Below are 22808 nucleotides of genomic sequence, written 5' to 3'. Positions count from 1 at the left end.
CCCCCCTGAGACAAGTCATCTGTATGATCGGTAAAGTAAGCTCTTGCGGCAAGTCCCGTCTGTCATTTCGACGGTCAGAAACGGGCAACCGGCAGCTCCTTCCAGCGGGTGGTATATGCCGGTGACAGCATCTCCCGTTTCATCTGCCAGTCCGGCGCAATACCCCGTCCGGCAAACCAGACTTTCCCGAGTCCGGAATGATTAATGCCGTCGAGTACCTTCATCAGCGCATCGCTGTGCGGCCGTGGCTGCACGTCATCGAACAGATTCAGCTGCGCGACGCCGTTCGGACTGAAATCATTGAGCATTATCCCCGCTTTTGCGTAGCGGTGGCCATCGAGCCAGATCCTGTCCAGAGACCTGACCGCAGCCGCGATAATGTCCCGGGTGTCACGGGTAGGGGTGTGCAGTTTTTCCGTGGCCACGTTACCGTAATACGGCTCATTAACCGCAAAAGGGGATGTCTTGATGAAGGTGCTGATATGCCGGCAGTACTGTCGCTCACCGCGCAACTTTTCCGCCGCGCGCTCGGCATACTGGCAGACGGCCTGGCGCATTTCTTCGTAGGTGGTGATCCGCTGCCCGAAGCTGCGACTGCAGACAATCTGCTGTTTCGGCGGCGGCGCTTCCTCCAGTGAAATGCAACTCTCGCCGTTCAGCTCACGTACCGTGCGCTCCAGCACTACGTTGAAGTTTTTCCGGATAAATGTAGGGTTCGTCAGCGACAGCTGTAGGGCGGTGGTGATCCCCATAACGTGCAGCTTTTTCGCTATCCGGTTCCCCACGCCCCAGATTTCTTCCACCGGCTGCAGGCTGAGTAATTTTGCCGTTCTGCGTGGATTATCGGGCGACAGCGCCAGCACCCCCCTGAATTGTGGCCATTCCTTTGACGCCCACTGCGCCGATTTGGCCAGTGTTTTTGTGGCGCCGAAGCCGACACCGATCGTCAGTCCGGTTCCACTGAGAACATGCCCACGCAGCTGCCTGCCAAAATCCTCCAGATCCATACAGTGGCCAATTCCCCGGGCATCCAGGAAACATTCGTCAATTGAGTATTGTTCGACGCGGGGCGACAGCTCTTCCAGCAGGGCGACCACACGGTTACTCAGGCTCGCGTAGAGCTCGTAGTTGCTGGAAAAAACGTACAATTTTTCAGGAAACTGCGCCTCTTTGAGCTGGAACCAGGGGGTTCCCATCTTTATACCCAGCAGTTTGGCTTATATGTTATTTGGAATTGACTATCCTTAGGTTGTGCTTTCTGACTCGGAAGGAAAGTGTATGCGTGCATCGTTGCTGGCATCTTTACCTTACATGATGGCTGAGCCTACAGCTTTTCGCTGGTTATGCTTACAGGAAAGTTTGCTGAAGGCGCCAAATACGGTTGAAGCTTATGCCCGTGGGATCGATGATTGGCTGCGTTTTTGTCGCCAGAATGATGTGAGCCCTACAGAAGCCAGCCGGGAGATCCTGGCTTTGTATGTTCGGCATCTTAATATCTCCCGCAATCTGGCGGCTGCCAGCCTTCGTCATCGACTCACTATCGTTCGATTATATTGTGACTACCTGCGAGAAGAAGGATTAATAGTACTGAACCCCGTTATGAGAGGCAGCTGGCATCCTGGCGGAGGTGGGCGCAGGGGGCTCATTCAGGCACAGCGACGCCTGCCATGGATACCGAGTGACCGTGACTGGGAAAACTTACTTATCGCAGCCCGCCAGACCACAATACGTAATCGTTTTATGCTATCTCTTGCGTACGACTGTGCCCTGCGCCGGGAAGAGTTGTGCTCCGTTGCTACCGGCGATATTGACCCTTCTCGTCGCTTGCTAACAGTTCGGGCTGAAACGACAAAAACTAAGCGAGGTCGGGTTGTGCCCTATTCTGTCGTAACCGGAGAGTTATATTTCCTCTGGTTAGCAGAACGGCGACAATTAAATACTTCCCGTGGCCCACTGTTTCTTTCTTATTCCTGTCGCAACAGAACTGCGCCAATAACCCGGTGGACCTGGTCCAAGATCGTAAGGTCGTTGGCAATGCAGGCGGGGCTACCCCAATTGAGTACGCATACCTTCAGACATCTATGTCTGACCGATCTCGCCAGAGCTGACTGGGATATTCATGAGATCGCTACGTTTGCCGGCCATCAGAGTATCCAGTCAACGTTACTTTATATCCATCTTAGTGCGCGTGATCTTACGGAAAAATTTAACGCAGGTATGGCGTCGATACATGAACATCGGTTACACCATTTAAAGGGGGACAATACGGATGGCAATGAAAACTGAATATGATGCGCCAGCCCCTTTTGACTACGAAGTATGGCAACCTGATCCTGACTGGGATTGTTCTCCCGAATTACAGCCGATTGAACGAGATACTTTGATAAAGCTGGCTCAGTATGTTGTTGGACGTCATAAACAAAACTGGTCGAACTGTGTAAGACAAAGGCTTTCTCGCCTGATAATTCCACTCAGAGCAGCATTAAAGTGGATGAATGCCGCATCCACAACAACCAATTCTGCAATTCATGACATCATTCTGGAAATGCACCGGCTGGAAAAAAACTACTGGTCATGGACCCAGGACGACTGGCTCGAAGTGCTGTGCAGCAGTGAAGAGGTATTTCGCAAAAAATATGGCAGCTGTGGTAATTGTCGACAGTATGTCCTCGCGATTGCTTGGTTACTGTGCGGATTTAATCGACTTGAGGCGGCTGGCTGCTTTTATCATTATCGGCTTTCTGTCAAAGTTTTTGGCCGCCCGGCGACAGAGGCGGCGGTAAACAAGCTTCAGGAGAACATGCAGCGCCTCGGCTTTGTCGCTGCTGACAATAACATTCGTAATGCGCTACTGCTGTCTATGCTTTGTCAGCGGCAGGTTGATCCTGAAAAATTGGAACTGGAAACACTTAAGCGAGTAATAACTTACGGGCCTGTTTATATGCGTCGCTCTGCGGCCACCTTGTCAAGGATATTTGCTGCGATGGGGCTGTTCCCAGCGGGCATTGACCATCGTATTCTTGAGCGCAGACGGCCTCACGGGGAATATCGTGCAACCAGTAACGTTCCGGAAGAATGGTTGCGATGGTGTGAACGCTGGCGTAAAACCGCTATTAAAGCACCATCATCTGAACTCAGTACATGGTACCGCATCCTGCAGTGTGGGCGCTGGCTGAAAGCCACTCACCCTGATATACATTCTCCTGCAGACTGGAGCCGGGACATCGCACTTGAATACGTAGCTGCAGTGTGTCAAATGAAAATAGGCCAGTGGTCTGAACCGCGCCATATGTATCAGAATCGAATAGGCCAGTTAATGACAGCCTCTGCACGGGCGGGGATTTTACAGGCTATCAGAGTTTTTTTTCGAGACCTTCAGGAATGGGGGCTTATTATCGTCCGATTTAATCCTGTCAGAACGTTCCGTTTACCCCGCGCTATCCGGGCCAGTATTGGCCCTGCACCAAGAGTCGTTGCTGATGATATATGGAGTAAACTTGTCTGGGCAGGGTTGAACCTGCAGGAGCAGGATCTGCATTATGGTGAACAACTTTACTATCGCTACCCATTTTCTATGGTTCGTGCATTATGTGTTCTCTGGCTGTTTGGTGGGTTGCGTCGTGATGAAATTTTGCGGATGCGAACAGGCTGTATACGCTGGCAAAATGATGAACATCAGGGCGGCTCTCGGATATGTTTGCTGGATGTCCCCGTGAACAAAACCAGCACGGCCTTCACCAAACCTGTTGATCCAATCGTAGGGGAATACATTGATTGCTGGGAAAAAGAACGAAATATACAACCAGACCAACTTGATTTAAAAACGGGTGAACTTGTCAGTTATCTTTTTATGCATAAAGCTGCTCGGATTAGCCAGAGTTATATTAATAAATCCTTAATTCCGATGCTTTGTCGGAAAGCTGGTGTTCCAAACAAAGATATCAGGGGAACTATCACTAGCCACAGAGCGCGGGCAACTATAGCCAGCCAGCTGTTTAATGCCAGGGAACCACTAGGATTATTTGAGTTACAGCGCTGGCTCGGACATTCCTCTCCCAGTTCGACACAGCATTATATCGATATCACACCGACAAAACTGGCAGGGTCTCTGTCTAAAGCAGGATACTTTGAGCGAAACCGTCGTATGGTTTCGGTGCTGATCGATCAGGATGCAATTTCGTCCGGACAAATGCAGAAAGGAGAACCATGGCGATATTATGACCTTGGGCACGGATTGTGTAGTTATGACTTTTTTGAACAGTGCCCACACCGTATGGCTTGTGCAAAATGTTCGTTCTACCTGCCTAAATCATCATCAGAAGCGCAATATATAGAGGGGCGTCAGAATTTACTCAAAATGATGCAGGAGATCCCGTTGACGGATGATGAACAGGCAGCAGTAAATAATGATATTGGTGCGATAGACAAATTATTAGAGAAATTAAAAAACATTGAAACACCAGACAAGCAAAGAAGATAAAATAGCGAAAAATATCCCGGTTAATTTGAATACCCATGTTATTCTTTTTTATCTAAGTCTTTTACCTCATGATTAGTTGCACTTCTTGTTTTTTCAATCCCCCACACGGCCTTTGCAACTTCCTCAATTTTCGCGACAAACTTATCGACATTAAAGCCTGCAATAAACGCCAATGCAAAGAAACCCATTTCACTGGACCCTGCATTGGAGCTAGATTCCAGAACTAACAATCCTGCTTTAAGAAATAAGTAACTGATTGCACCTGCAATTGTACTGGTAAGTGGGCGGATGAAATACCATACATGCCAATCTGGATCCCATTGTTTTCTAATGCATTTATTGATGTAAATTGCACGAAAACAATATAAACAACCACCAATATAGGCAATGGCACCACACATCAGTGGCACCCTTAATGGTGCGTAAGGTGCAGGCAACCACCCCAGAGACATAGCCCCAATAGCGTATGTTGCCAGACATAACAGAATAAAAAGGTAGGTAATTATTATCGCAATCATCCATTCCTTATTGTTTTTATTAATACCAGTTACATTCATGTTAACTTTATCCTATAGAATCTTCAGGTTTTTCTATTCTTAGCATGATGATTTGCTGCTTATCATCTATTGAAGAATCGATTTTCACATCCAAATTTAACCGACGGTTAAGATAATATAATTGTGCTTTACGTATCCGAATTTTCGCCTCGCCATGTACCATTTGGTAATCATGCTCAATAGATAGCCGTCTATTCGTATCGTAGTTAGGGTTTGGACCTATCACCACATCAATAAATGTATTCCAGTCAACATCTTGTGGAATTGATGTCGGTGGGGAAACAAATTCAATAATATTAAAGAATCTGCCAAGGACAAAATCTTTAAACATTGCAGATTTAAAACAATAGGCGCGAATATGCCACCGATGACCATCATGTGCAAATGCAGTTGGGTATAACATACGAACCGCTGGTTCATTAGTCATCGAACGATAATCAACAACCAAAGCCTGTTCTCTTTGCATGGCCCGGATTAAATCAATCAATATTTCAGGTTGTACTTTCCTAGCCGGAAGAGGAAGGCTGGCAACCGGAGGGGCCCATCCAATGAAACTATCACAAGGATCCACTATTCCATTTTCTCGCCCTAATAGTTCATTCAGGTAATGATTACTGTCAAAACTTGAAAAAACAGGTTTGAAATCTGGAGTAGTTACATAAGCCTTCTGAGTTCGATCATACACCATGTTTCTTGGTGCAATCTCTTGATATTTAGCCAAATCTAACGAAGCCTGCGGCACTGAAATTCTGAAAAATGTAGTGATATCTGCACGGTTAAGTCGACCTTCCCACAGTAGGCGAAAATCGATGAATTCAAGTCGTCTCTCTTGGCCCCAATGACCAGTTCGCACCATTTTATCAATCATTTATCAATCATTTCCTGTGCTTACAATTTGAGTCTAAAAAATATACGCATAGTTACTAGACTCGAATAATTACTAGATGTATCTTAGCAACAGATGTTCTTAACCTCAATCTTTCGTATCCCTGAAGGAGATGTCGATGGCAGCAAAAGTTACTTTTTTCCAGGTCGGCAACGGTGATATGACACTGGTGCGTTTGGCTGATACCCAGGGTACATCCATTCTGACTGATGTACATATCCGTTCTGCTGCTGATGACCCCAAAGATGACACACCTGATGTTGCCTCGGCGCTACGTAACAGATTGAAGTACGATAATAACGATCGCCCTTTTGTTGACGTCTTTATGCTGAGTCATCCGGATCAGGACCATTGTGGGGGTCTACGTAAACATTTCTGGCTGGGCCGTCCTGAAGACTATCCAGATGACCATCTGAAACGTTCAGAAAAACGCATAATCATCCGAGAGTTGTGGTCATCACCATTGATTTTTCGACGTCGTTCGAAAAATCACACACTTTGCGAAGATGCTCAGGCATTTAATACGGAAGCTCGGCGCCGTGTAAAATACTGGCGGGAACATGGTTACGCATTTAGCGGTAATCGCATTCTTATCATGGGTGAAGATATTAACGGTAAAACGGATGATCTGAGTGCCATTCTTATTAAAGCTGGAGATACATTCACCAGAATTGACGGGCAAGTTTCAGACGTTTTCTCTGCACAGCTTCTGGCACCTGCACCACATGAAGATGATGAAAATCTGGAAGAAGCCCTTTCTAAAAATGAATCCAGTATCATTATGAATATGAAAATACTGCCTTCCGCATATTCTCGTAATCCTATGCACTTTTTACTCGGTGGGGATGCAGAAGTTCTCATCTGGGAGCGATTATGGAATCGTTACAAAAGCAATCCTGAGGTGCTGGAGTATGATCTTCTCCTCACACCACATCATTGTTCGTGGCATTCACTTTCCTATTATAGCTGGTCACAATGGGGAGAAGATGCTCTGGTTTGCGATGCGGCCCGTAATGCTTTAGGGCAAGCGCGTTCTGGAGCGACAATAGTTTCCAGCAGCAAACAGATACTTGATGACGATTATGATCCTCCGTGTATTCGAGCTAAACGTGAGTACGATGATATTCTGGATAATGTTGATGGTTGGTTCAGTTGCACGGGCGACCTTAAAGATAAAACTGTTCTTGAGTTTGAAGTGGCACGAGATGGGAAATTGATTCCCGCTATTGTTGGTGCAGTTTCTGCTGCGACAAGCGCTGCTACGGCAGCCGCACCCCGGGCAGGTGTAATAAACCAATGATCGAATATTTCGAATTGGGTAAACGCCTCGATTCATCGGGGCGTGATAGCCTATATCCGCAAACAATCTCATTGCTTACAGCATGCGAACAGCATCCCTATATAACTGTTCGAGAATTACGTTTATCTGAGCAAAACAATGACCGCTCGGAATACCTAGTCATTGATGTTGCTGATGGTACAGTAACTTCTGGCAATAAGGCTGGCATTCGTCGTAAAGAACGATTAGCTATTGAGATAAACCCTAAGTTCACTATCCCGATCCTAGTTCATGCATTGCGTAAAGATTTTCCTGTTTTATCTCATCAACATGCAGGTGTACCAGACTCTCCAAAAATTCTTTGCCTTTATGATGTATCTTGGAGCGCCGTCGAACGCAACTGGACACCTGAAAGATTTATTGAGCGAATATTTTGGTGGCTCAGAGAATCAGCTGAACAACGTTTGCATCGAGAAGACCAACCTCTTGAGCAACTTTTTTATATGAGCCCCTATCAACTTATTTTACCAGCGAATTATCTTGATTATAATCATGCCGCAGCTCATAAACTCAGCCTCCAGATGGTCAGCAATGGTAAGCCGATAATTTTAAGGGCTGTACCTGAACATTCTAATCAGGGCATCAGACCATTTCGCTTATTAACCATTGCCGTCCCACCAGTTGAAGCCTCATTAGTTGCTTCATATCCTGACAATCTGAAAAAACTGGAAGAGCAGCTTCAATCCTGGGGAAGTGAACTTCTCCAGCCACTCGCTGATGCTGTTTATGATGCTATACCTGATACAGGTCTTCGCCCTAGCTCTGGTGAAAAGGAAGGTTTGCTAATTCTGCTATGGGTTCCTCGTTTAAGGGATGGTAAAACAGAACGTACTGATGTTATGGGCTATATCGTGGAACGCTCACTCTACGAACTTGCCAGCGTATTAGACATACTTGCCCCTAGGAATGAGCGGGGAATACAGCACCGTTTCCGACTACTTGGTGGCGTAAGAGGTACACAATGGCAACAATTACCACTGTTACCTGTCGAAATACGTTCGGCTATGAATGCTGCACGAGCAAGAGACATTTCTGCTGTTGATTCTGATAATGCATCTTTCTATGGTGTTCTGGCTGGCGTTGGGGCTCTTGGCGGCACATTAGCTGATATCTGGATACGAATCGGCTGGGGACACTGGACATTTATCGATCCTGACAAACTCCTTCCACATAATCTGCCCCGCCATATTGGGGTTGATGATCATATTGGATACCCTAAAACTGATATTCTTCGGCACCTCGCAGGTAGTATTTATCCACATGAACCTCTCCCCGGAGCGATCAATAAAAGTATTCTTGATGACGATCATGATATTGCCAGAGCTGTGAATGAGGCTCACTTAGTTGTGGATGTCAGTACCACCTTTGAGGTGCCTAGGACCCTAGCGTTAAAAGATGATATACCCAGAACAGTTAGTCTGTTTCTGACACCATCAGGCAAGGCCAGCGTGATGTTAATAGAGGATACAGACAGACAGTGCCGAATTGATGCAATTGAGGGGCAATACTACCGGGCAATTTTGAGCAGCGAGTGGGGAAACACTCACCTACAGCACAATTATGGTGATCGTTGGGTCGGTGGTGGATGTCGGGATATTTCTGTACGTATGTCTAACGAATGTATTCACGTTCATGCTGGTATCCTGTCGCGCCAACTACGGCAGACCGTCCTTAAGGATGATGCTCGATTATGTATCTGGGTGTCTGATGAAAATTCAGGTGCAGTGAGCGCTCATGAAATTGAGCTTTACCCTGTGGTATCTGTAATTGCTGGCGAATGGATTGTTAGATACGATCAAGGCTTAGAACAAAAACTGAGACACACCCGTTTACAGGCCCTACCGAATGAAACCGGGGGCGCTATTGTGGGCATAACTGATTTTAAGAACAAGACTATTATTCTGGTTGATGTGCTCCCAGAACCTATCGACAGTAAATCCTCACCAGCCTTCTTTGTCCGAGGAGAAGAGGGACAAAAGGAAGCATTAGAACGGGTTCAGCAGCTGACCGCTCGTGTTGTCGATTATGTTGGTGAATGGCACTCCCATCCTCAAGGATTTTCAGCGAAAGCCAGTAATGAAGATGATAATTTAATCAAAAAGTTACATCAAAAAATGAGTGTGGAAGGTTTACCTGCTGTGATGCTGATTGTTGCGGAAAACGATATCAATATTATAGTCAGATGAAGTTCGCTTCATCTGCATCACAGTGTTACTTGCAATTCCACATAATCAGCACTCCGGGCAATAACGCAGCCATCGTTGTTACTGAGAACGACGACAGGTTTGCCGCGCAAATCCGGCCTGAAAACCTTCTCGCAACTGGCGTAGAAGGAGTTGACGTCAGCCAGGGCGAACATCAGTCTGCCCTCCGGGTTTTATGAATGAAGGCTGTCACCACGCCGAAAATTTGCAGCGTTTCCGGATCCGGGTACAGGGAAGGGAAGTCCGGGTTCATCGCCTGCAGGGCTGGCCGCGGCGTCAGAAGCAGGCGTTTTACCGTAAATTCACCCTCAATTTCCGCGATAACAATATCCCCGTGCCGCGGCTGTTCTGCTTTATCCACGACCAACAGATCGCCGGAATAGAGGCCAATATCAGTCATTGAGTTGCCAATCGCCCTGACAAAATAGGTGGAGTGGCGCCGGTGAATGCAGTACTCATTCAGATCCAGTTCAGACTCAGTGTAGTCTGCTGCCGGTGACGGAAAACCCGCAGGGCATCGCTCTGTGAACAAAGGAATTTTTACTATGCTGGCTTCTGATACTGCAGGAATGAACTTCATCGTTTTTTCCCTCGCTTAAGGCTGTATATATATACAGTGTGCGCCGGGAGACCGGTAAAGATCAAGGGGTGAAAGTCCCCGACCATTGAAGGACCAGCAATCCACAGGGTCCCCGAGTCATGCGTTGTATACCGTGAGGTATGGGGCGAAGCGTTGACAGGGGTGTTGACAGGCCAGCCATTGAGCCACGAAATGTATATTAAATTCCCGGGTGCCGACGTTGTACTGTTTACGGAAGGCAACATCATAGGGTGCGTTACTGCGAGTGCCATATGGACCCGGCGGGGTCTGAGACCCTGGCATGTCAATACGATCTTTACGCGGGAACCGGGAGATCTCCCCTCTGACCATCTGCCAGTGCCGGAGATGGCCCGCACCGGGAAGGCGAGGAGCCGAAGCCGGTGATGTACGGAGAGGAGAAGTCGGACTCGCTCATAGTAGCTGCGAATCTGGCGAACAATCCGCAAGGAGCGGAGTCAGTGGAGCGAAGGAGCGGGGCCAAGGGAAACGCGGAACAGCCACACATGCGCCGGACGCAGAGCCGGGAAAGTATGTCACAGAGGCTGTCACGCGTGCGGGAAGCTGCGAAGCAGCGGAAGAAAGAACGGTTTACCGCATTGTTCCACCTCCTGACAGCAGAGGCACTGGAGAACGCATTCCTCTCCCTGAGCAGGAAAGCGGCTGCCGGAGTTGATGGTGTCAGGTGGAAGGACTACGCCGAAAACCTGAAGGTCAACATAGCAGATCTGCACCGGAGGCTTCATCAGGGTAGTTACAGGGCTCAGCCCGGCAGGCGGCACTACATCCCGAAAGCGGATGGAAAACAGCGCCCGCTCGGCATCGCCTCACTGGAGGACAAAATCGTCCAGTATGCGCTGGTTAAGATCCTGAATGCAGTCTACGAAAATGACTTTATGGGGTTTTCATACGGGTTCAGACCCGGGCGAAGCCAGCACAATGCGCTGGACGCACTGGCCACAGGGCTGGTTCGGACCAATGTAAACTGGGTACTGGATGCCGATATCAGTCAGTTCTTCGACAAGGTAAGCCATGAATGGCTAATCAGGTTCATAGAACACAGAATCGGCGACCAGAGGGTAATCAGGCTCATACGAAAGTGGCTCACAGCCGGGACCTCAGAGGAAGGAGAATGGCGGGCATCGGAGGAAGGCACCCCACAGGGTGCGGTTATCTCGCCGCTGCTGGCAAACATCTACCTCCACTATGTCTTCGATCTGTGGGCGCATCAGTGGCGACGCCGCCATGCCACAGGCAATGTGGTCATGGTCAGATACGCAGATGACATAGTCATCGGGTTCGACAAGCGAATCGACGCTCAATGCTTTCGTATAGCCATGCAGCGCAGACTGAAGGAGTTCGGACTCACGGTACATCCGAAGAAAACCCGACTGACGGAGTTCGGCCGCTTCGCAGCCGAAAACCGCGCCAGCAGGGGAAAAGGTAAACCAGAAACGTTCAACTTCCTCGGGTTCACGCATATCAGTGGGAAAGATCGTAGTGGCAGGTTCATGCTGATACGAAAGACACGCCGGGACAGGATGACGGCGACACTGAAAGCGATCAAGGACGGACTACGAAAGCGCTGGCATTACTCAATCCCCGAACAGGGAAAATGGCTCAGGAGAGTGGTTCAGGGATATCTGAACTACCACTCAGTCCCGGGCAACTATCCCATGATGCGGAAGTTCAGGATATACGTAACAGACCTCTGGCGACGGGCGCTGAGGCGCAGGAGCCAGCAGGATGATACGACATGGACGAAAGCAAACAGACTGGCAGCCGTATGGCTGCCGAAGGTTCGGGTTCTGCATCCATGGCCTGTGGAGCGGTTCACCGCCAGACACCCAAGGCAGGAGCCCGGTGCGTGAATAGCGCACGCCGGGATCTGTGCGGGGGGTACCCGGTAACGGGTATCCCTACCGCGACATTATTTTGCGGAGGCCGTTTTTTTTCAAGTCATCTTGTTGCCGTTGTCTGTAACCATTTGCTGTTCCTGCAAAAACAGGGAAATTTCAGAAGGATCGCTGCCAGTCCGGAGAATCGTTATCTAATAAAATGTAATATACTGACGTACAGTGCATTTATTCTGAGTGGAGTGATTATGAATACGGGTTTAAGGCAGGTTCTGCGATATGCAGGCGTCCCGGTTGACGCCGCTGAACCGGTGCGCCGGCAATTCGGTAGCCGCCTGATTTTAATCGTGACGGTTGCTCTTCTTCCGCTGTTGATTGTTGACGTCCCTCAGTGGCTATTTGTGCTCTCTCAGATTATCTGGGGAAGCGGTATGTACATTGGTATCTCCGTGGCCAGTGATAAACCAGATCGCCGATAAGCTCAGAACGAGAGGTCTCCCGGGCCGCCTGGTGACGGGCAGCTGATAAACTGGCGCCATGCCATCAACACCGGATAAGGACGTCGCCGGCTTGTCTTTGCCGCCGGCTCCGCTTTGTCCGGCCCCCTCCCTCCGGTCTGCGGCCTTTATACGCAGCCATCGCGTCGCGATGCCAGCTTCTGCTTTTCTCCCTGCGCTCGTAAACCGCGACAGGGGACCTCATGTTGTATCTCCTGCATCGCTTCGGGTAGTGCCGTGCCTTCACTTTAGCCCGGCCGCTGCAGATGCAAGGGTTCGCTGGCGCCGCCATCCTCGCCCGGTCGCAGTTTTTTTAGGAAGCTCGCCGTTCTTCCCGTCGTTTTCTCGCTCAGGTTCGCTCTAAAACCGTCCAGACCAGCTTCGTGCTTTATCTGCGCTGCGGCCTCCGGTGTCGCCCTTGCATCTTCCGCTTTCCGCCGGGCTGTCGTGTCGGCACGGCACAACCCGGTGCCGCAATCTTATGAACCTGTGGAGGTTGCTATGTATCATGCCCGTCAAACCATGCTGAATGTAGAGGAGTCCGACCGTCTCTCGTTCCTGCCGGATCTGTTTGGTAACGATTTTCTGGCCGGAGAGATGCAGGTCTATGCGCTCGCTGAGAAACACATCACCGATTACTGCGGAGGCTTCTGGCATTTCATCCGTATTCCGGAGGGCGGCGGCTACATGATGCCTGACGGTGACCGTTTCCATCTGACTAACCCGGATAACTGGTTTGATCGGTCCGTCAGCGCGGATGCGGCCGGAGTTATCATTACGGCGCTGGCGATCAACCGCCGTATCTGGCTGCACCATGAACGCGGTGATGCTGCCCTGACACGCCACCTGATGCTGCGGGAATCGCAGCTGTGGAATTTCATTGACTCTCATGACGAATGCGCTGCTATTTACGCGGCTCTGGACTGATACTATATCGGGGCGCCCGACGCCCCGTTTAAGGTCAGAGACGGCACGATCTGTGAGGAGCTTACCCGGCTTCGCAGATCGGTGCGGCCGCGCGAAAATCCTGGCAGGCTTCGCCTGCCAGTGAGGCGGTTCGCCACACCTGCGGCGCTGCGTACTGGCCTCACCTCAACAGGTCGCCAGTTAAGGATTAAGAGCGTAATATCTGCGTACCTTTTCTTCTTTTGCTGATTTTGCGTATGTCGCAGTGGAATATTGCCTCTTTTTCAAAGGAGGAGCAGGACAAAGTTGCCGTCGATAGGGTGGCTGCTGATGTTGCCTGGCAGGAGCGCATGAACAAGCCCGTCATGCCGGAACTTGTTGAACGGGAACAGCCTGAACACCTGCGCGAATATTTCCATGAACGGTTCCGCGTACATCGACTGAACAGTCAGCAGCTGCCGCGCGCAAATGCACCCGAATATAATAAACCGGGCGATGATCAGCAGAATTGATTTTCTTACTCAGTGTGTCCAGGGAGGGTAATCTGTGCGTATGTCTCTGATGTTTGCTGCCGTGACGCTTTTAACCGGTATTAACCTGTTTTTTATTCCGTTTCAGCCTGTTCCGGCTCTGTGGGGGGCTATCCTGGCCGTTGCTTTTGTTCTGATTAATGTCGTGGCGGATAAGCTGCGCCTCTGGAGTGGTATTGCGTGGATTATCGTTGCCGGCATCATCATAACGCTGATGCTGAAGGGGAAAGAGCCGGGTGACGAATTTCGTGTCCTGATCACCGTTTTCGCTTTCCTGGCTTCAATCTGGTATAGCGTTGCGCAGTTCAGGAAGGAAAATAAGCTCCGTTCCTGACGCCCCGTCTGGTATGCCGCCGGTTTATCATGGCTTCTTTCCGGCGGCATGAAAAACATATTCTCTCCAGCCTGCATCTTTACGTTTCCGGCTTGCTCCCTGCTGTCTGTCTGCTTTCTCTTCTTCTTCCTGCTGTGATGTCTCTTTTTAACCCTTAAAGGCTTTAAAAGCACACCCGCACTGGACACCTTCGGCTCCCGGCCAGCTGCGCTGTCCAGTCGTCGAGCCACACTCCGCTAACCGCGAAAAGACGCGGTAAACTCCGCCGAACCCGCTACGCGGTTTCGGGCCTGGCGGCTAGTGTCTGATGTCTGAAGTCAAGGTCAACGGCAGCGCTTGCTGCGACCGTTCCGGCCGCGCCGCTTTCACCGTGCCGGCGATAAAGCTGCCGGCACTCTGCAGGGCAACGCCGTTTCGCGCCCGCGCTCTTCGTCGTTGCGGCGGGTGCCTGCTCCTTCCCCCTGGCGCCGTATCACCCGTTTGAGTCCATTCGCCGGGGCTGAGACAAGCACAGTCGCCATCATCCGTCCAGGGTAAATGGCACGCGGTAAACCGCGCCCTGGACAGCTGCCGTCGCCCGTGCTCGTTTACGCCCTTGCGGCGAACGGCTCTCAAACGGGTGAAGTTAATACCAGGGGGCAGGTTCAGCAGGTCCCCGCACAAAGTCAAAACCGCGGCCCCGGCAACTCAACGGGTGATGTTCTTTAAAAATCGGGAAAAAGAAAAATGCAGGATCCTTCATTGCGAACGTATCGGATCGCATTTCTGGGAAGCAATGCCAGCGGCAATCTGCCGATGTTTACCCGGGTGCAGGCCACGACCGGAAAACGGGCGATAAAAGCGTTTATTGAACGCTGTGAACCCGTCAAAGGCTGGTTTCTGGGCGCACCGGAAGACATTACCGATCAGGTTCAGAAGGAGGAAGAAGAGGCGGGAAGCAAACCGCAGGTATGAAAAAAGCAGGGTAAACCCTGCTTCTCCCACGCCGTAAAAATCGCACGAACGGTTTTTCCGGCTTCGTTAACTACCATAAGGAGTCAACTTTATGATCGTTTCTATTTTTTCACCTTCCGCAGGCGCTGTAAAGCCCCGTCGTCATTCGCGCATTCTGCGCGCAGATATCACCGCACCGGAGATTGATCCCGCTCTCAGAGCTTTCGGGCGTCATATCGCCAGAAGTCACCGCAAAGGGCGCGGTGTCCACATCCCCGCGATGAAAAATACCGCCCTCGGGCAGGTACTCCGCACGCTGGAACTGAAACGCGCATTTAACTGATGAGGTGAGCCGCCCCGCGAGGGGCGGCAACTGCAGGAAGGAGAAAACACAATGACACCGACTACCGCACAGATCATGACGGAAAATACCGTCAGCCAGACTTACCGGGCAACCTATTCACCCGATGATAATAAATTGCGACTTTACGCATCATTACGGCTCGATGAAGAAACGTATTCCCTGATCAACAAAGCAGGCTTTCGCTGGGCGCCCAAACAGAAACTCTTTGTGGCGCCAGCCTGGACGCCGGGGCGGGAGGATGTCCTGCTTTCGCTCGCCGGTGATATCGAGGACGAGGACAGCACCCTGTTTGATCGCCAGGAGCAGCGCGCCGGGCGGTTCAGTGACTACAGTGACCGGCGGGCGGTTGAATCGGAGCAGGCGCTTGCGCATGTTGATTCGCTGGCATCGGCTGTCCCGCTGGGACAGCCGATCCTGGTAGGCCACCACAGCGAGCGCCGCGCGCGCCGGCATGCGCAGAAAATTGAGAGCGGCATGAAACGTGCCGTGATGCTGTTCGAGCGTGCGGAATACTGGGAACAGCGCGCGCAGGCCTCTCTGCGGCACGCAAAATACAAGGAGCGTCCGGATGTGCGTTACCGCCGTATCAAAAAAATCGAGGCGGAATTACGCAAGTCCCAAAAGCACATTGCCCGGTCTGAAAAGTATATGACGATGTGGCGTGCGCAGACGCTCGATCTGAAAATGGCGTTACTGGTCAGTAATTATGATCATATTCATGCCTGCTTCACGCTCGACAAATACCCCCGCCCGGCAGAGAAAAGCCAGTATGAGGGCTCGATGTCTCTCCATTCTGCCCTGTCGGAGGAGATCATTACTTTTGAACAGGCGCGTGATATTGCGATCCGCTGTCATGAGCGCACGATTAACCACCAACAGCGCTGGGTTAATCATTACCAGAACCGCCTGGCCTACGAACGCGCGATGCTCAATGAAAACGGTGGCGTTGTCACCCGAACACAGGAATTTGAACCAGGCGGGCAGGTACTGAGCCGGGGAGAATGGTTAACCATTCTCCGGGTTAACCGGAGTAAGGGGGAGGTGAGTTCAGTCGAAACGCCCGGTTATCGCTTTCTGGGCTACAGCGGCACGATGAAACTCACGCCCGACCGTATCACGGACTACAAAGCCCCGACAGCGGAGGAAGCCAGCGACGCGAAGAAAGCGGCGAAGCGCCCACCGATCGTCAATTATCCGGGGGAAGGGTTCCGGGAAATGACAAAAGCCGAGTGGGCGAAATTACCCGCTGATTATAAAGGCGTGCGGGGTGCTGCAGAAACCGAAACACACGGCGCCTACCGCTTCCGCCGGTGCATGACGCACGGTTGTACGCTCGTGAATGTGTATATCACAGACATGAAAACCGTTGAAATTCCGAAAAAATAGCAGGAAGGCTCCCCGGCATCTTGCCGGGGAGGTCAGGGAGTACATTCATGCATCATGACCTTAAACACCGTATTCAGGCGATGCGGGTCAAACTGGAAGGGCGCGCCCCTGTCGCTGAAATTCGGGGTAGCTCGCAACTTTTTGTCACCCCCTCCCCGGAATGTCGCCGGTTAGTTGAGCTGGCTGATGTCCGGGAAACCGATCGCATTCTGGAACCCAGTGCCGGAACGGGCGCCATACTGCAGGCGATCAGGGATGCAGTCCCCCGGGCGAAGTGTGACGCCGTGGAGCTGCACGCCGGGTTAGCCCGTCACCTGCAGGCTCATTTCCCGGAGGTCCGGATCTGGTGCGGAGATTTTCTCGAATATCATCCGGAGCGCCGGTATACACGAATTATCATGAATCCGCCGTTTAATCGCGGTGATGATATCCGGCATATCCGGCGGGCATTAACTCTGCTTGAGCCTGGCGGGATTCTGACGGGCATATGTCTGGACGGGCCGCGTCAGCAAAAGGCGCTGGAGTCCCTGGCGGACGTCTGGGAGCCGTTGCCACGGGGAACATTCACGTATACCCAGGTAGCGACCGCCATTCTCAGAATAACCGTCTGATGACACGTTAAGCCGGCGGGGCACCTGTCCCCGTCTGGCCGCGCCTCGAAAGACCGCGCGCCTGCGGCGCCGGGAAAACCGGGCCGCGCTGACGCGCCGCCCGCATTTCCTTTCCGCGTCTTCCCTGTTTGCTGCCTGCTGTTTGCCTGCTTCCTCTCCTTCTCCCTGCTGTGATGCCTCTTTTTAAACCTTAAAGGCTTTAAAAGCATACCCACACTGGACACCTTCGGCTCCCGGCCAGCTGCGCTGTCCGGTCGTCGAGCCACACTCCGCCAGGGCAGCTGCTTCGCACCCGCCGGGCTCCGCCGAACCCGCTACGCGCTTTCGGGCCTGACGGCTAGTGTCTGATGTCTGAGGTCAAAGTCAACGGCAGCGCTTGCTGCGGCCGTTCCGGCCGCGCCGCTTTCACCGTGCCGGCGAAGGACTGCCGGCACTCTGCGGGGCAACGCCGTTTCGCGCCCGCGCTCTTCGTCGTTGCGGCGGGTGCCTGCTCCTTTCCCCTGGTACCCGTATCACCCGTTTGAGTCCATTCGCCGGGGCTGAGACAAGCACAACCCGTCTTGCTGTCCAGGGGACGGCAGAGCCTTTCGCAATAAATTTTTCCCGGCCATTCCGCTGCGCTTCATTAGACCGAAAAAAATTTCCCGCTCACCCCCGGACATCTGCACCGGGCCGTGCTCGTTTACGCCCTTGCGGCGAACGGCTCTCAAACGGGTGAAGGTTATATCCAGGGGGCAGGTTCAGCAGGTCCCCGTACAAAGTCAAAACCTCGGCCCCGGCAACTCAACGGGTGATGGTTTTAAAAGGCAAAACAACGGATTAAGGAGATTCATCATGGCAGCACGTGGCGTTAACAAAGTCATTCTGGTTGGACATCTGGGACAGGACCCGGAAGTGCGTTACATGCCCAACGGGGGCGCAGTGGCCAATCTGACGCTGGCCACGTCTGAAACATGGCGTGACAAGCAGACGGGAGAGATGCGCGAAAACACCGAGTGGCACCGTGTTGTCATGTTCGGCAAGCTCGCGGAAGTGGCGGGCGAATACCTGCGTAAAGGCGCACAGGTCTACATCGAGGGCCAGCTGCGCACCCGCAACTGGCAGGACGATGCCGGAGTCACGCGCTACGTCACCGAGGTGCTGGTCGGGCAGAACGGCACCATGCAGATGCTCGGCGGCCGCCGTGAATCCGGAGTGCCTGAGAGCGCCGCGCAGCCGCAGAATCCTGCCACCCCGGCACAACCTGCTCAGGCCGCAGCCAAATCCCCGAAAGCGAAGGGCGGTAAGAAAGGCCGTCAGGATGCCGCCCCGTCTCAGCAACCGCCTCAGCCTCTCCCGGATGATTTCCCACCAATGGATGATGACGCGCCCTTTTAAACCACGATGAAGACGCCCCGTTCAGGCGGGGCAGAAAAGGAGAAACACATGGACCATAACGTTTTGTCCCCGCTTGAATCCCTGCCGGATGGCACGTTTACCCGCGAGCAGGCTCAGGTTGTCGCAGCGCAGTATCAGAATGTGGCGATTGAAGATGATCAGGGGACCCATTTTCGCCTTGTCGTCCGTCATCAGGATGACGGCAGCATGATCTGGCGCGTCTGGAATTTTGAACCGGGCGGCGAGGACATGATGAACCGCTACATCCGGGACTACGGAGTACGCAAAACGAAGTAAGCAGTAAGAAGAAGGCCGGACAGGTGGGCTGTCCGGCAGACATTCATCAATAGCTAAGAGGTATCAATTATGTCTGCAACAGAGTCTAAGGTAAAAACTGCACCGAAAACCAGCAAAAAAACGCTTAAGTCTGCCGAAGCTGAGGCGCTTAAAGTGGCTCTCGATGCCGCACAGGTCGAGTATGTCCCGGTGACGGCACTGGTGAAGTCTCCCCTGAACGTCAGGACCATTCCCTATCCGGCGGAGAAAGTCTGTTCAATGGCAGATTCCATTGAAGCCATTGGCCTGTTGCAGAATCTGGTCGTGCATAACCTCCCGGATGGTCGCTGTGGTGTGGCTGCCGGTGGTCGTCGCCTGAAAGCGCTGCAGCTCCTGCAGAGTGAAAACCGTATCGATGCCGGATATCAGGTGATGGTGAAAAAGGTACCTGATGAACTGGCTGTTGCGGCATCAATGGCAGAAAACGAACAGCAGATGGCAATGCATCCGTCTGAACAGATCGCCGGGTTCCGCACACTGGCAGAGCAGGGGAAAACCCCCGCGCAGATTGGCGATTTGCTGGGGTTCGGTACGCGTCATGTTCAGCGCATGTTGAAACTGACCGAACTGGCTCCCGAAATTCTGGCGGCGCTGGCGAAGGATGAAATCACCACCGAACACTGCCAGGCACTGGCGCTCGAAAGCGATCAGAAACGCCAGGTGGAAGTGCTGGAATCCGCCCGCAAACGGTCCTGGAATAATGAAGTATCAGTTTCCTCGATCCGTAGCCTCATTACCTCAGAAGAGGTTTCCACAAACGGCGACAAATTCCGCTTTGTGGGAGAGGCCGCATTCAGTCCGGATGAAATCCGGGTTGATCTCTTCAGCAGCGAAAACGGCGGCTATGTCAAAAGTGCATCGCTCGATACCGCCCTGCTGGAAAAACTGCAGAACATCGCGGAGCACCTCCGCGAAGCGGAAGGCTGGTCATGGTGTGATGGTCGTCTTGACCCGATTTCACACTACGGGAAGGACACTAAAATCTGGCGCCTGCATGCTGTCCCACCTGTGGAATATACCGAAGCCGAATCAGAACGTCTTGCGGAACTGGAAGCTCTGGAAGCTAAGTATGAAGACGAGAACCCCGGCGTGAATGATGACGTCTTGGCCGGGGCTCTGGAAGCTGTCTGGGAAGAACAGCAGACCATCGCGCACCGGGCAAAACACCGGGCATGGACGGATGAAATGAAGCAATCTGCCGGAGTGGTGGTTTCCTGGACTGGCCAGGAGGTGAAAGTACAGCGCGGTGTGGTGCTGTGCGCCGATGAAAAAATGGAGGAGAAGGATGCATCCACCGATCAGGCCCCTGAAAAAGTCGATCCGCTGGACGCCGTCAGTGTCCCGTTGCTGACCCGCCTTTCTTCTGAACGCACACTGGCGGTTCAGGCGGCCCTGTTGCAGCAGCCGCAGAAAGCCGTCGCGCTGATGGTCTGGAAAATGTGTAACTCGGTTTTCCATACCACAACGTCCGTCAAAGAGCCGTTCTGCATTAGCGTGAGTGTGTCGCATTACGCGCTGACCCGTGAAGCACCTGACGGTGAAAACAGCGTTGCGTTTCAGGCCATCCAGTCAGAAAAAGAACGTCTTGAAGCCCTGCTGCCGGAAAACTGGCGAAAGGATATGACCACCTTCTTTACGCTCGATGGCGCAACCCTGATGGCACTGATGGCTTTCTGCACCGCCTGTTCCATAGATGGTGTACAGGGCAAGGATGAATTTGGTCGTAAACACCAGAGTTCGCTGGATGGGGTGGAAAACGCCATTCAGTTTGACCTTCGTGACTGGTGGAAACCGACGGCTGATAACCTTTTCTCGCACATGAAGCTGCCACACATTGTACAGGCACTCTCTCAGACCGGACTGGCTGGCGCAGCACAGGACGCCGCGAAGATGAAGAAAAAGGATGCCGCTGAACATGCAGAGCACTTCCTCTCAAAAATCCGTTGGGTTCCGGAATGGATGACCAGTGCTGACAACCAGAAACAGCTTGCCGCAAAGTCTGAACTCAGTCTGGCAACAAGTCAGAGCGATACCGACGCTGATGCCGGCGACGTCACCGACCATAACAACCCGGCCTGCGCCGCCTGATAACGGAGACGCCGCCCTGCGGGGCGGCGATAAGGAGACTGAAAATGAAAACGGTACTGACTCTGGATGTCCTGAAAACCATGTCTTCTGATGAGCTGGAAGACTACCGCGCCGCCGGTGAAGACTTTCGCCGGGAGCTGAGTCACGCTGTCATGCGCGATCTGACCTCACCGTCCGGCTGGTCCGTGAATGCCGAATACCGGTGCGAATTTGGCGGCTTCTTTCCTGTCCAGATCCGTTTTACCCCCCCTCATGGTCACTTTGATGTGGCGGTATGCAGTCCGGGGGAGCTGAATCCTCGCTGGATAGTGGTCTTTGTTACCCGTGACGGTCAGCCGTTCTCTGTCGTTCGCGTGATGGATGCATTCAACCCTGAACTCATCACCCATACTCTGGATCTCATCGAGTGTCTTGACGCCGGTGGCTACTCGTTTGCCAGCATCATCAGCACGCTGTCACAGGAGGGCGCACAATGATCCCGTCATCCAGTGCTCTTGTATCCCTGAAACCAGCCCGTCAGGCAGCGCTGCAGGCCATCATGACGGTGGAAGAGGCTCGCCAGCGCGGCGCACGTCTGCCATCGATGCCACACGTCCGGACATTCCTGCGCCTGCTGACAGGCTGTAGCCGGATTAACAGTGACGTTGCCCGCCGTATTCCTGGCCTTCACCGTGATCCAAAAGACCGCCTTTCCAGCCTGAAACAGGTGGAAGAGGCGCTGGATATGCTTATCTCCAGCCACGGGGAATACTGTCCGCTGCCGCTGACAATGGATGTGCAGGCTGAACTTTTTCCGGAAGTCCTTCATACCCGAACAGTACGAAGGCTAAAACGTCAGGACTTTGCCTTCACCCGAAAAATGCGCCGTGAAGCCCGTCAGGTCGAGCAGTCCTGGTTACTGCGTCAGAACCTGCTGGGACAGGCTGTCACAGAACTGAATTTTCAGTCACCGGAAACCGTCTGCACCTGGTACACCCGGTGGAGCGACGAGTTTGACGCGGCAGAGCTTGCAGCACCGTTCTGGCGCTGGCAGTCGCGATTCGAATCGCTGAAGGAACTTGACTGGCTTCGCATCAGCGGTGAGCCGCTGTATGCAGTGATGTACGAAATTCCGTTTATTGTCCGGGAAACACCTGAGCATATTCGTGTTGCTGAACGCTGGCAGGTGCCAAATAAGCTGGCTGATCGGAGTGGTGTATGAAGTGGCGCTATTCTCTGCGCTGGAAACTGCCGCACAGGCCCTGCCCGGGTCCACAGGAACTGATTTCCGTTGTCGTGGAGGCAGGGCAGGCGGCACCTGAAGAGGTGATGTCACGCTGGGTGGCTGGCTCAGGTTACGCTGTATGCGTGGATTTTCTCGGCCAGAAACAGATCCAACGCTGGAGCGATGAACGGAAAGCAGCGGTGAGAAGGCGCAACATGCAGGCACGTATTAATCGTGTTGCCCCTTTGTTTGCCGACGAGTTAATCGAGCGTGAACTGGCTGCGCGTCCGGAGTATTTCAATGGCAAGTCCGCCCGATGAAT

Annotated in this window: 22 protein-coding genes and 2 pseudogenes; 19 read left to right on the top strand and 5 right to left on the bottom strand. The window is 52.4% G+C overall.

Annotated features, from left to right (window positions below; translation table 11 throughout):
* Positions 1 to 74: 74 nt before the first annotated feature.
* Positions 75 to 1208: pseudogene (gene umuC / locus HV127_RS30450) on the bottom strand (translesion error-prone DNA polymerase V subunit UmuC); the annotation flags it as partial.
* A gap of 70 nt (positions 1209 to 1278) precedes the next feature.
* On the opposite strand from umuC, the gene HV127_RS30445 reads away from it, so the two are divergent.
* Together HV127_RS30445 and HV127_RS31930 are read left to right on the top strand one after the other, a co-directional pair.
* Entirely contained in the window at positions 1279 to 2286 is a 1008-nt protein-coding gene (locus HV127_RS30445; RefSeq protein ID WP_008325196.1) for a site-specific integrase, read from the top strand.
* Positions 2270 to 4480 carry a tyrosine-type recombinase/integrase gene (locus tag HV127_RS31930; RefSeq protein WP_016243537.1) on the top strand — a complete coding sequence of 737 codons (2211 nt, stop codon included), beginning with the start codon at positions 2270 to 2272 and terminating at the stop codon, positions 4478 to 4480. The genes HV127_RS30445 and HV127_RS31930 overlap by 17 nt, the downstream gene beginning before the upstream one ends.
* A 38-nt stretch (positions 4481 to 4518) precedes the next feature.
* Here HV127_RS31930 and HV127_RS30435 read toward each other — a convergent pair whose 3' ends face one another.
* Positions 4519 to 5037 (bottom strand): hypothetical protein, encoded by a 519-nt coding sequence (locus HV127_RS30435; protein WP_008324215.1) that lies wholly within the window; start codon positions 5035 to 5037, stop codon positions 4519 to 4521.
* 7 nt (positions 5038 to 5044) lie between these two features.
* Positions 5045 to 5905 (bottom strand): WYL domain-containing protein, encoded by an 861-nt coding sequence (locus HV127_RS30430; RefSeq protein WP_008324213.1) that lies wholly within the window; start codon positions 5903 to 5905, stop codon positions 5045 to 5047.
* A 136-nt stretch (positions 5906 to 6041) separates the two neighbouring features.
* Between HV127_RS30430 and HV127_RS30425 the strand changes: the two genes are divergently transcribed.
* Both HV127_RS30425 and HV127_RS30420 read left to right on the top strand, forming a co-directional pair.
* Positions 6042 to 7223, top strand: coding sequence for a hypothetical protein (locus tag HV127_RS30425; protein ID WP_008324210.1), 1182 nt, complete (start codon positions 6042 to 6044; stop codon positions 7221 to 7223).
* Complete coding sequence (locus tag HV127_RS30420; protein ID WP_023063206.1) at positions 7220 to 9448, top strand: Mov34/MPN/PAD-1 family protein; 2229 nt, start codon at positions 7220 to 7222, stop codon at positions 9446 to 9448. Before HV127_RS30425 ends, HV127_RS30420 begins: the two co-directional genes overlap by 4 nt.
* Positions 9449 to 9492: 44 nt before the next feature.
* On the opposite strand, the pseudogene HV127_RS30415 reads toward HV127_RS30420, so the two are convergent.
* A pseudogene (locus HV127_RS30415) lies at positions 9493 to 9621 on the bottom strand (DNA polymerase V subunit UmuC); the annotation flags it as partial.
* Positions 9621 to 10046 (bottom strand): translesion error-prone DNA polymerase V autoproteolytic subunit, encoded by a 426-nt coding sequence (gene umuD, locus HV127_RS30410; protein WP_004182047.1) that lies wholly within the window; start codon positions 10044 to 10046, stop codon positions 9621 to 9623. The gene umuD and the pseudogene HV127_RS30415, both read right to left, overlap by 1 nt.
* Positions 10047 to 10447: 401 nt before the next feature.
* Here umuD and ltrA point away from each other — a divergent pair, with 401 nt between their 5' ends.
* The 15 genes from ltrA to HV127_RS30335 all read left to right on the top strand — a co-directional run bounded on the left by ltrA (position 10448) and on the right by HV127_RS30335 (position 22806).
* A complete protein-coding gene (gene ltrA, locus HV127_RS30405; protein ID WP_162934517.1) occupies positions 10448 to 11935 on the top strand; it encodes a group II intron reverse transcriptase/maturase in 1488 nt (495 codons plus the stop codon).
* A 233-nt stretch (positions 11936 to 12168) separates the two neighbouring features.
* Positions 12169 to 12399: a hypothetical protein gene (locus HV127_RS30400; RefSeq protein WP_004118481.1), complete on the top strand. Its 231-nt coding sequence runs from the start codon at positions 12169 to 12171 to the stop codon at positions 12397 to 12399.
* 519 nt (positions 12400 to 12918) lie between these two features.
* Complete coding sequence (locus HV127_RS30395) at positions 12919 to 13344, top strand: antirestriction protein (RefSeq protein ID WP_004118478.1); 426 nt, start codon at positions 12919 to 12921, stop codon at positions 13342 to 13344.
* Positions 13345 to 13580: 236 nt separating this feature from the next.
* Positions 13581 to 13835 (top strand): DNA polymerase III subunit theta, encoded by a 255-nt coding sequence (locus HV127_RS30390; protein WP_023157779.1) that lies wholly within the window; start codon positions 13581 to 13583, stop codon positions 13833 to 13835.
* Between the two features lie 34 nt (positions 13836 to 13869).
* Positions 13870 to 14187: a hypothetical protein gene (locus HV127_RS30385; RefSeq protein ID WP_004118473.1), complete on the top strand. Its 318-nt coding sequence runs from the start codon at positions 13870 to 13872 to the stop codon at positions 14185 to 14187.
* Positions 14188 to 14913: 726 nt separating this feature from the next.
* Positions 14914 to 15141 (top strand): hypothetical protein, encoded by a 228-nt coding sequence (locus HV127_RS30380; protein ID WP_004182050.1) that lies wholly within the window; start codon positions 14914 to 14916, stop codon positions 15139 to 15141.
* Positions 15142 to 15232: 91 nt separating this feature from the next.
* Entirely contained in the window at positions 15233 to 15463 is a 231-nt protein-coding gene (locus HV127_RS30375) for a hypothetical protein (protein WP_001568051.1), read from the top strand.
* Between the two features lie 51 nt (positions 15464 to 15514).
* Positions 15515 to 16870 (top strand): DUF3560 domain-containing protein, encoded by a 1356-nt coding sequence (locus tag HV127_RS30370; RefSeq protein WP_004182052.1) that lies wholly within the window; start codon positions 15515 to 15517, stop codon positions 16868 to 16870.
* 47 nt (positions 16871 to 16917) lie between these two features.
* The gene (locus HV127_RS30365) at positions 16918 to 17481 is read left to right on the top strand and encodes a methyltransferase (RefSeq protein ID WP_004182054.1); all 564 of its coding nucleotides are present in this window, start codon (positions 16918 to 16920) and stop codon (positions 17479 to 17481) included.
* 834 nt (positions 17482 to 18315) lie between these two features.
* Positions 18316 to 18858, top strand: coding sequence for a single-stranded DNA-binding protein (locus tag HV127_RS30360; RefSeq protein WP_004182056.1), 543 nt, complete (start codon positions 18316 to 18318; stop codon positions 18856 to 18858).
* Positions 18859 to 18906: 48 nt separating this feature from the next.
* Positions 18907 to 19155 carry a DUF905 domain-containing protein gene (locus HV127_RS30355; RefSeq protein ID WP_004182058.1) on the top strand — a complete coding sequence of 83 codons (249 nt, stop codon included), beginning with the start codon at positions 18907 to 18909 and terminating at the stop codon, positions 19153 to 19155.
* 69 nt (positions 19156 to 19224) lie between these two features.
* Positions 19225 to 21282 (top strand): ParB/RepB/Spo0J family partition protein, encoded by a 2058-nt coding sequence (locus HV127_RS30350; protein WP_040224738.1) that lies wholly within the window; start codon positions 19225 to 19227, stop codon positions 21280 to 21282.
* Between the two features lie 44 nt (positions 21283 to 21326).
* Positions 21327 to 21758 carry a conjugation system SOS inhibitor PsiB gene (psiB, locus tag HV127_RS30345; protein ID WP_013023806.1) on the top strand — a complete coding sequence of 144 codons (432 nt, stop codon included), beginning with the start codon at positions 21327 to 21329 and terminating at the stop codon, positions 21756 to 21758.
* Positions 21755 to 22483, top strand: coding sequence for a plasmid SOS inhibition protein A (locus HV127_RS30340; protein ID WP_020323772.1), 729 nt, complete (start codon positions 21755 to 21757; stop codon positions 22481 to 22483). The genes psiB and HV127_RS30340 overlap by 4 nt, the downstream gene beginning before the upstream one ends.
* Positions 22480 to 22806 carry a hypothetical protein gene (locus HV127_RS30335; RefSeq protein ID WP_004194231.1) on the top strand — a complete coding sequence of 109 codons (327 nt, stop codon included), beginning with the start codon at positions 22480 to 22482 and terminating at the stop codon, positions 22804 to 22806. Before HV127_RS30340 ends, HV127_RS30335 begins: the two co-directional genes overlap by 4 nt.
* The last annotated feature ends 2 nt before the right edge of the window (positions 22807 to 22808 follow it).

This window comes from Klebsiella sp. RHBSTW-00215 (genome assembly GCF_014103785.1).
Lineage (GTDB): Bacteria > Pseudomonadota > Gammaproteobacteria > Enterobacterales > Enterobacteriaceae > Klebsiella.
Note: the sequence above shows the minus strand (reverse complement) of the source record. Positions and strands in the feature narration are given on the sequence as shown.

Coding starts and splice junctions, on each gene's coding strand:
- HV127_RS30395 (WP_004118478.1), top strand. CDS start 12,919: ATGTATCATGCCCGTCAAACCATGCTGAATGTAGAGGAGTCCGACCGT.
- HV127_RS30425 (WP_008324210.1), top strand. CDS start 6,042: ATGGCAGCAAAAGTTACTTTTTTCCAGGTCGGCAACGGTGATATGACA.
- HV127_RS30420 (WP_023063206.1), top strand. CDS start 7,220: ATGATCGAATATTTCGAATTGGGTAAACGCCTCGATTCATCGGGGCGT.
- HV127_RS30335 (WP_004194231.1), top strand. CDS start 22,480: ATGAAGTGGCGCTATTCTCTGCGCTGGAAACTGCCGCACAGGCCCTGC.
- HV127_RS30340 (WP_020323772.1), top strand. CDS start 21,755: ATGATCCCGTCATCCAGTGCTCTTGTATCCCTGAAACCAGCCCGTCAG.
- HV127_RS30355 (WP_004182058.1), top strand. CDS start 18,907: ATGGACCATAACGTTTTGTCCCCGCTTGAATCCCTGCCGGATGGCACG.
- umuD (WP_004182047.1), bottom strand. CDS start 10,046: ATGAAGTTCATTCCTGCAGTATCAGAAGCCAGCATAGTAAAAATTCCT.
- HV127_RS30380 (WP_004182050.1), top strand. CDS start 14,914: ATGCAGGATCCTTCATTGCGAACGTATCGGATCGCATTTCTGGGAAGC.
- HV127_RS30390 (WP_023157779.1), top strand. CDS start 13,581: ATGTCGCAGTGGAATATTGCCTCTTTTTCAAAGGAGGAGCAGGACAAA.
- HV127_RS30360 (WP_004182056.1), top strand. CDS start 18,316: ATGGCAGCACGTGGCGTTAACAAAGTCATTCTGGTTGGACATCTGGGA.
- HV127_RS30375 (WP_001568051.1), top strand. CDS start 15,233: ATGATCGTTTCTATTTTTTCACCTTCCGCAGGCGCTGTAAAGCCCCGT.
- HV127_RS30370 (WP_004182052.1), top strand. CDS start 15,515: ATGACACCGACTACCGCACAGATCATGACGGAAAATACCGTCAGCCAG.
- HV127_RS30430 (WP_008324213.1), bottom strand. CDS start 5,905: ATGATTGATAAAATGGTGCGAACTGGTCATTGGGGCCAAGAGAGACGA.
- HV127_RS30435 (WP_008324215.1), bottom strand. CDS start 5,037: ATGAATGTAACTGGTATTAATAAAAACAATAAGGAATGGATGATTGCG.
- HV127_RS30400 (WP_004118481.1), top strand. CDS start 12,169: ATGAATACGGGTTTAAGGCAGGTTCTGCGATATGCAGGCGTCCCGGTT.
- HV127_RS30365 (WP_004182054.1), top strand. CDS start 16,918: ATGCATCATGACCTTAAACACCGTATTCAGGCGATGCGGGTCAAACTG.
- HV127_RS30445 (WP_008325196.1), top strand. CDS start 1,279: ATGCGTGCATCGTTGCTGGCATCTTTACCTTACATGATGGCTGAGCCT.
- HV127_RS31930 (WP_016243537.1), top strand. CDS start 2,270: ATGGCAATGAAAACTGAATATGATGCGCCAGCCCCTTTTGACTACGAA.
- psiB (WP_013023806.1), top strand. CDS start 21,327: ATGAAAACGGTACTGACTCTGGATGTCCTGAAAACCATGTCTTCTGAT.
- HV127_RS30350 (WP_040224738.1), top strand. CDS start 19,225: ATGTCTGCAACAGAGTCTAAGGTAAAAACTGCACCGAAAACCAGCAAA.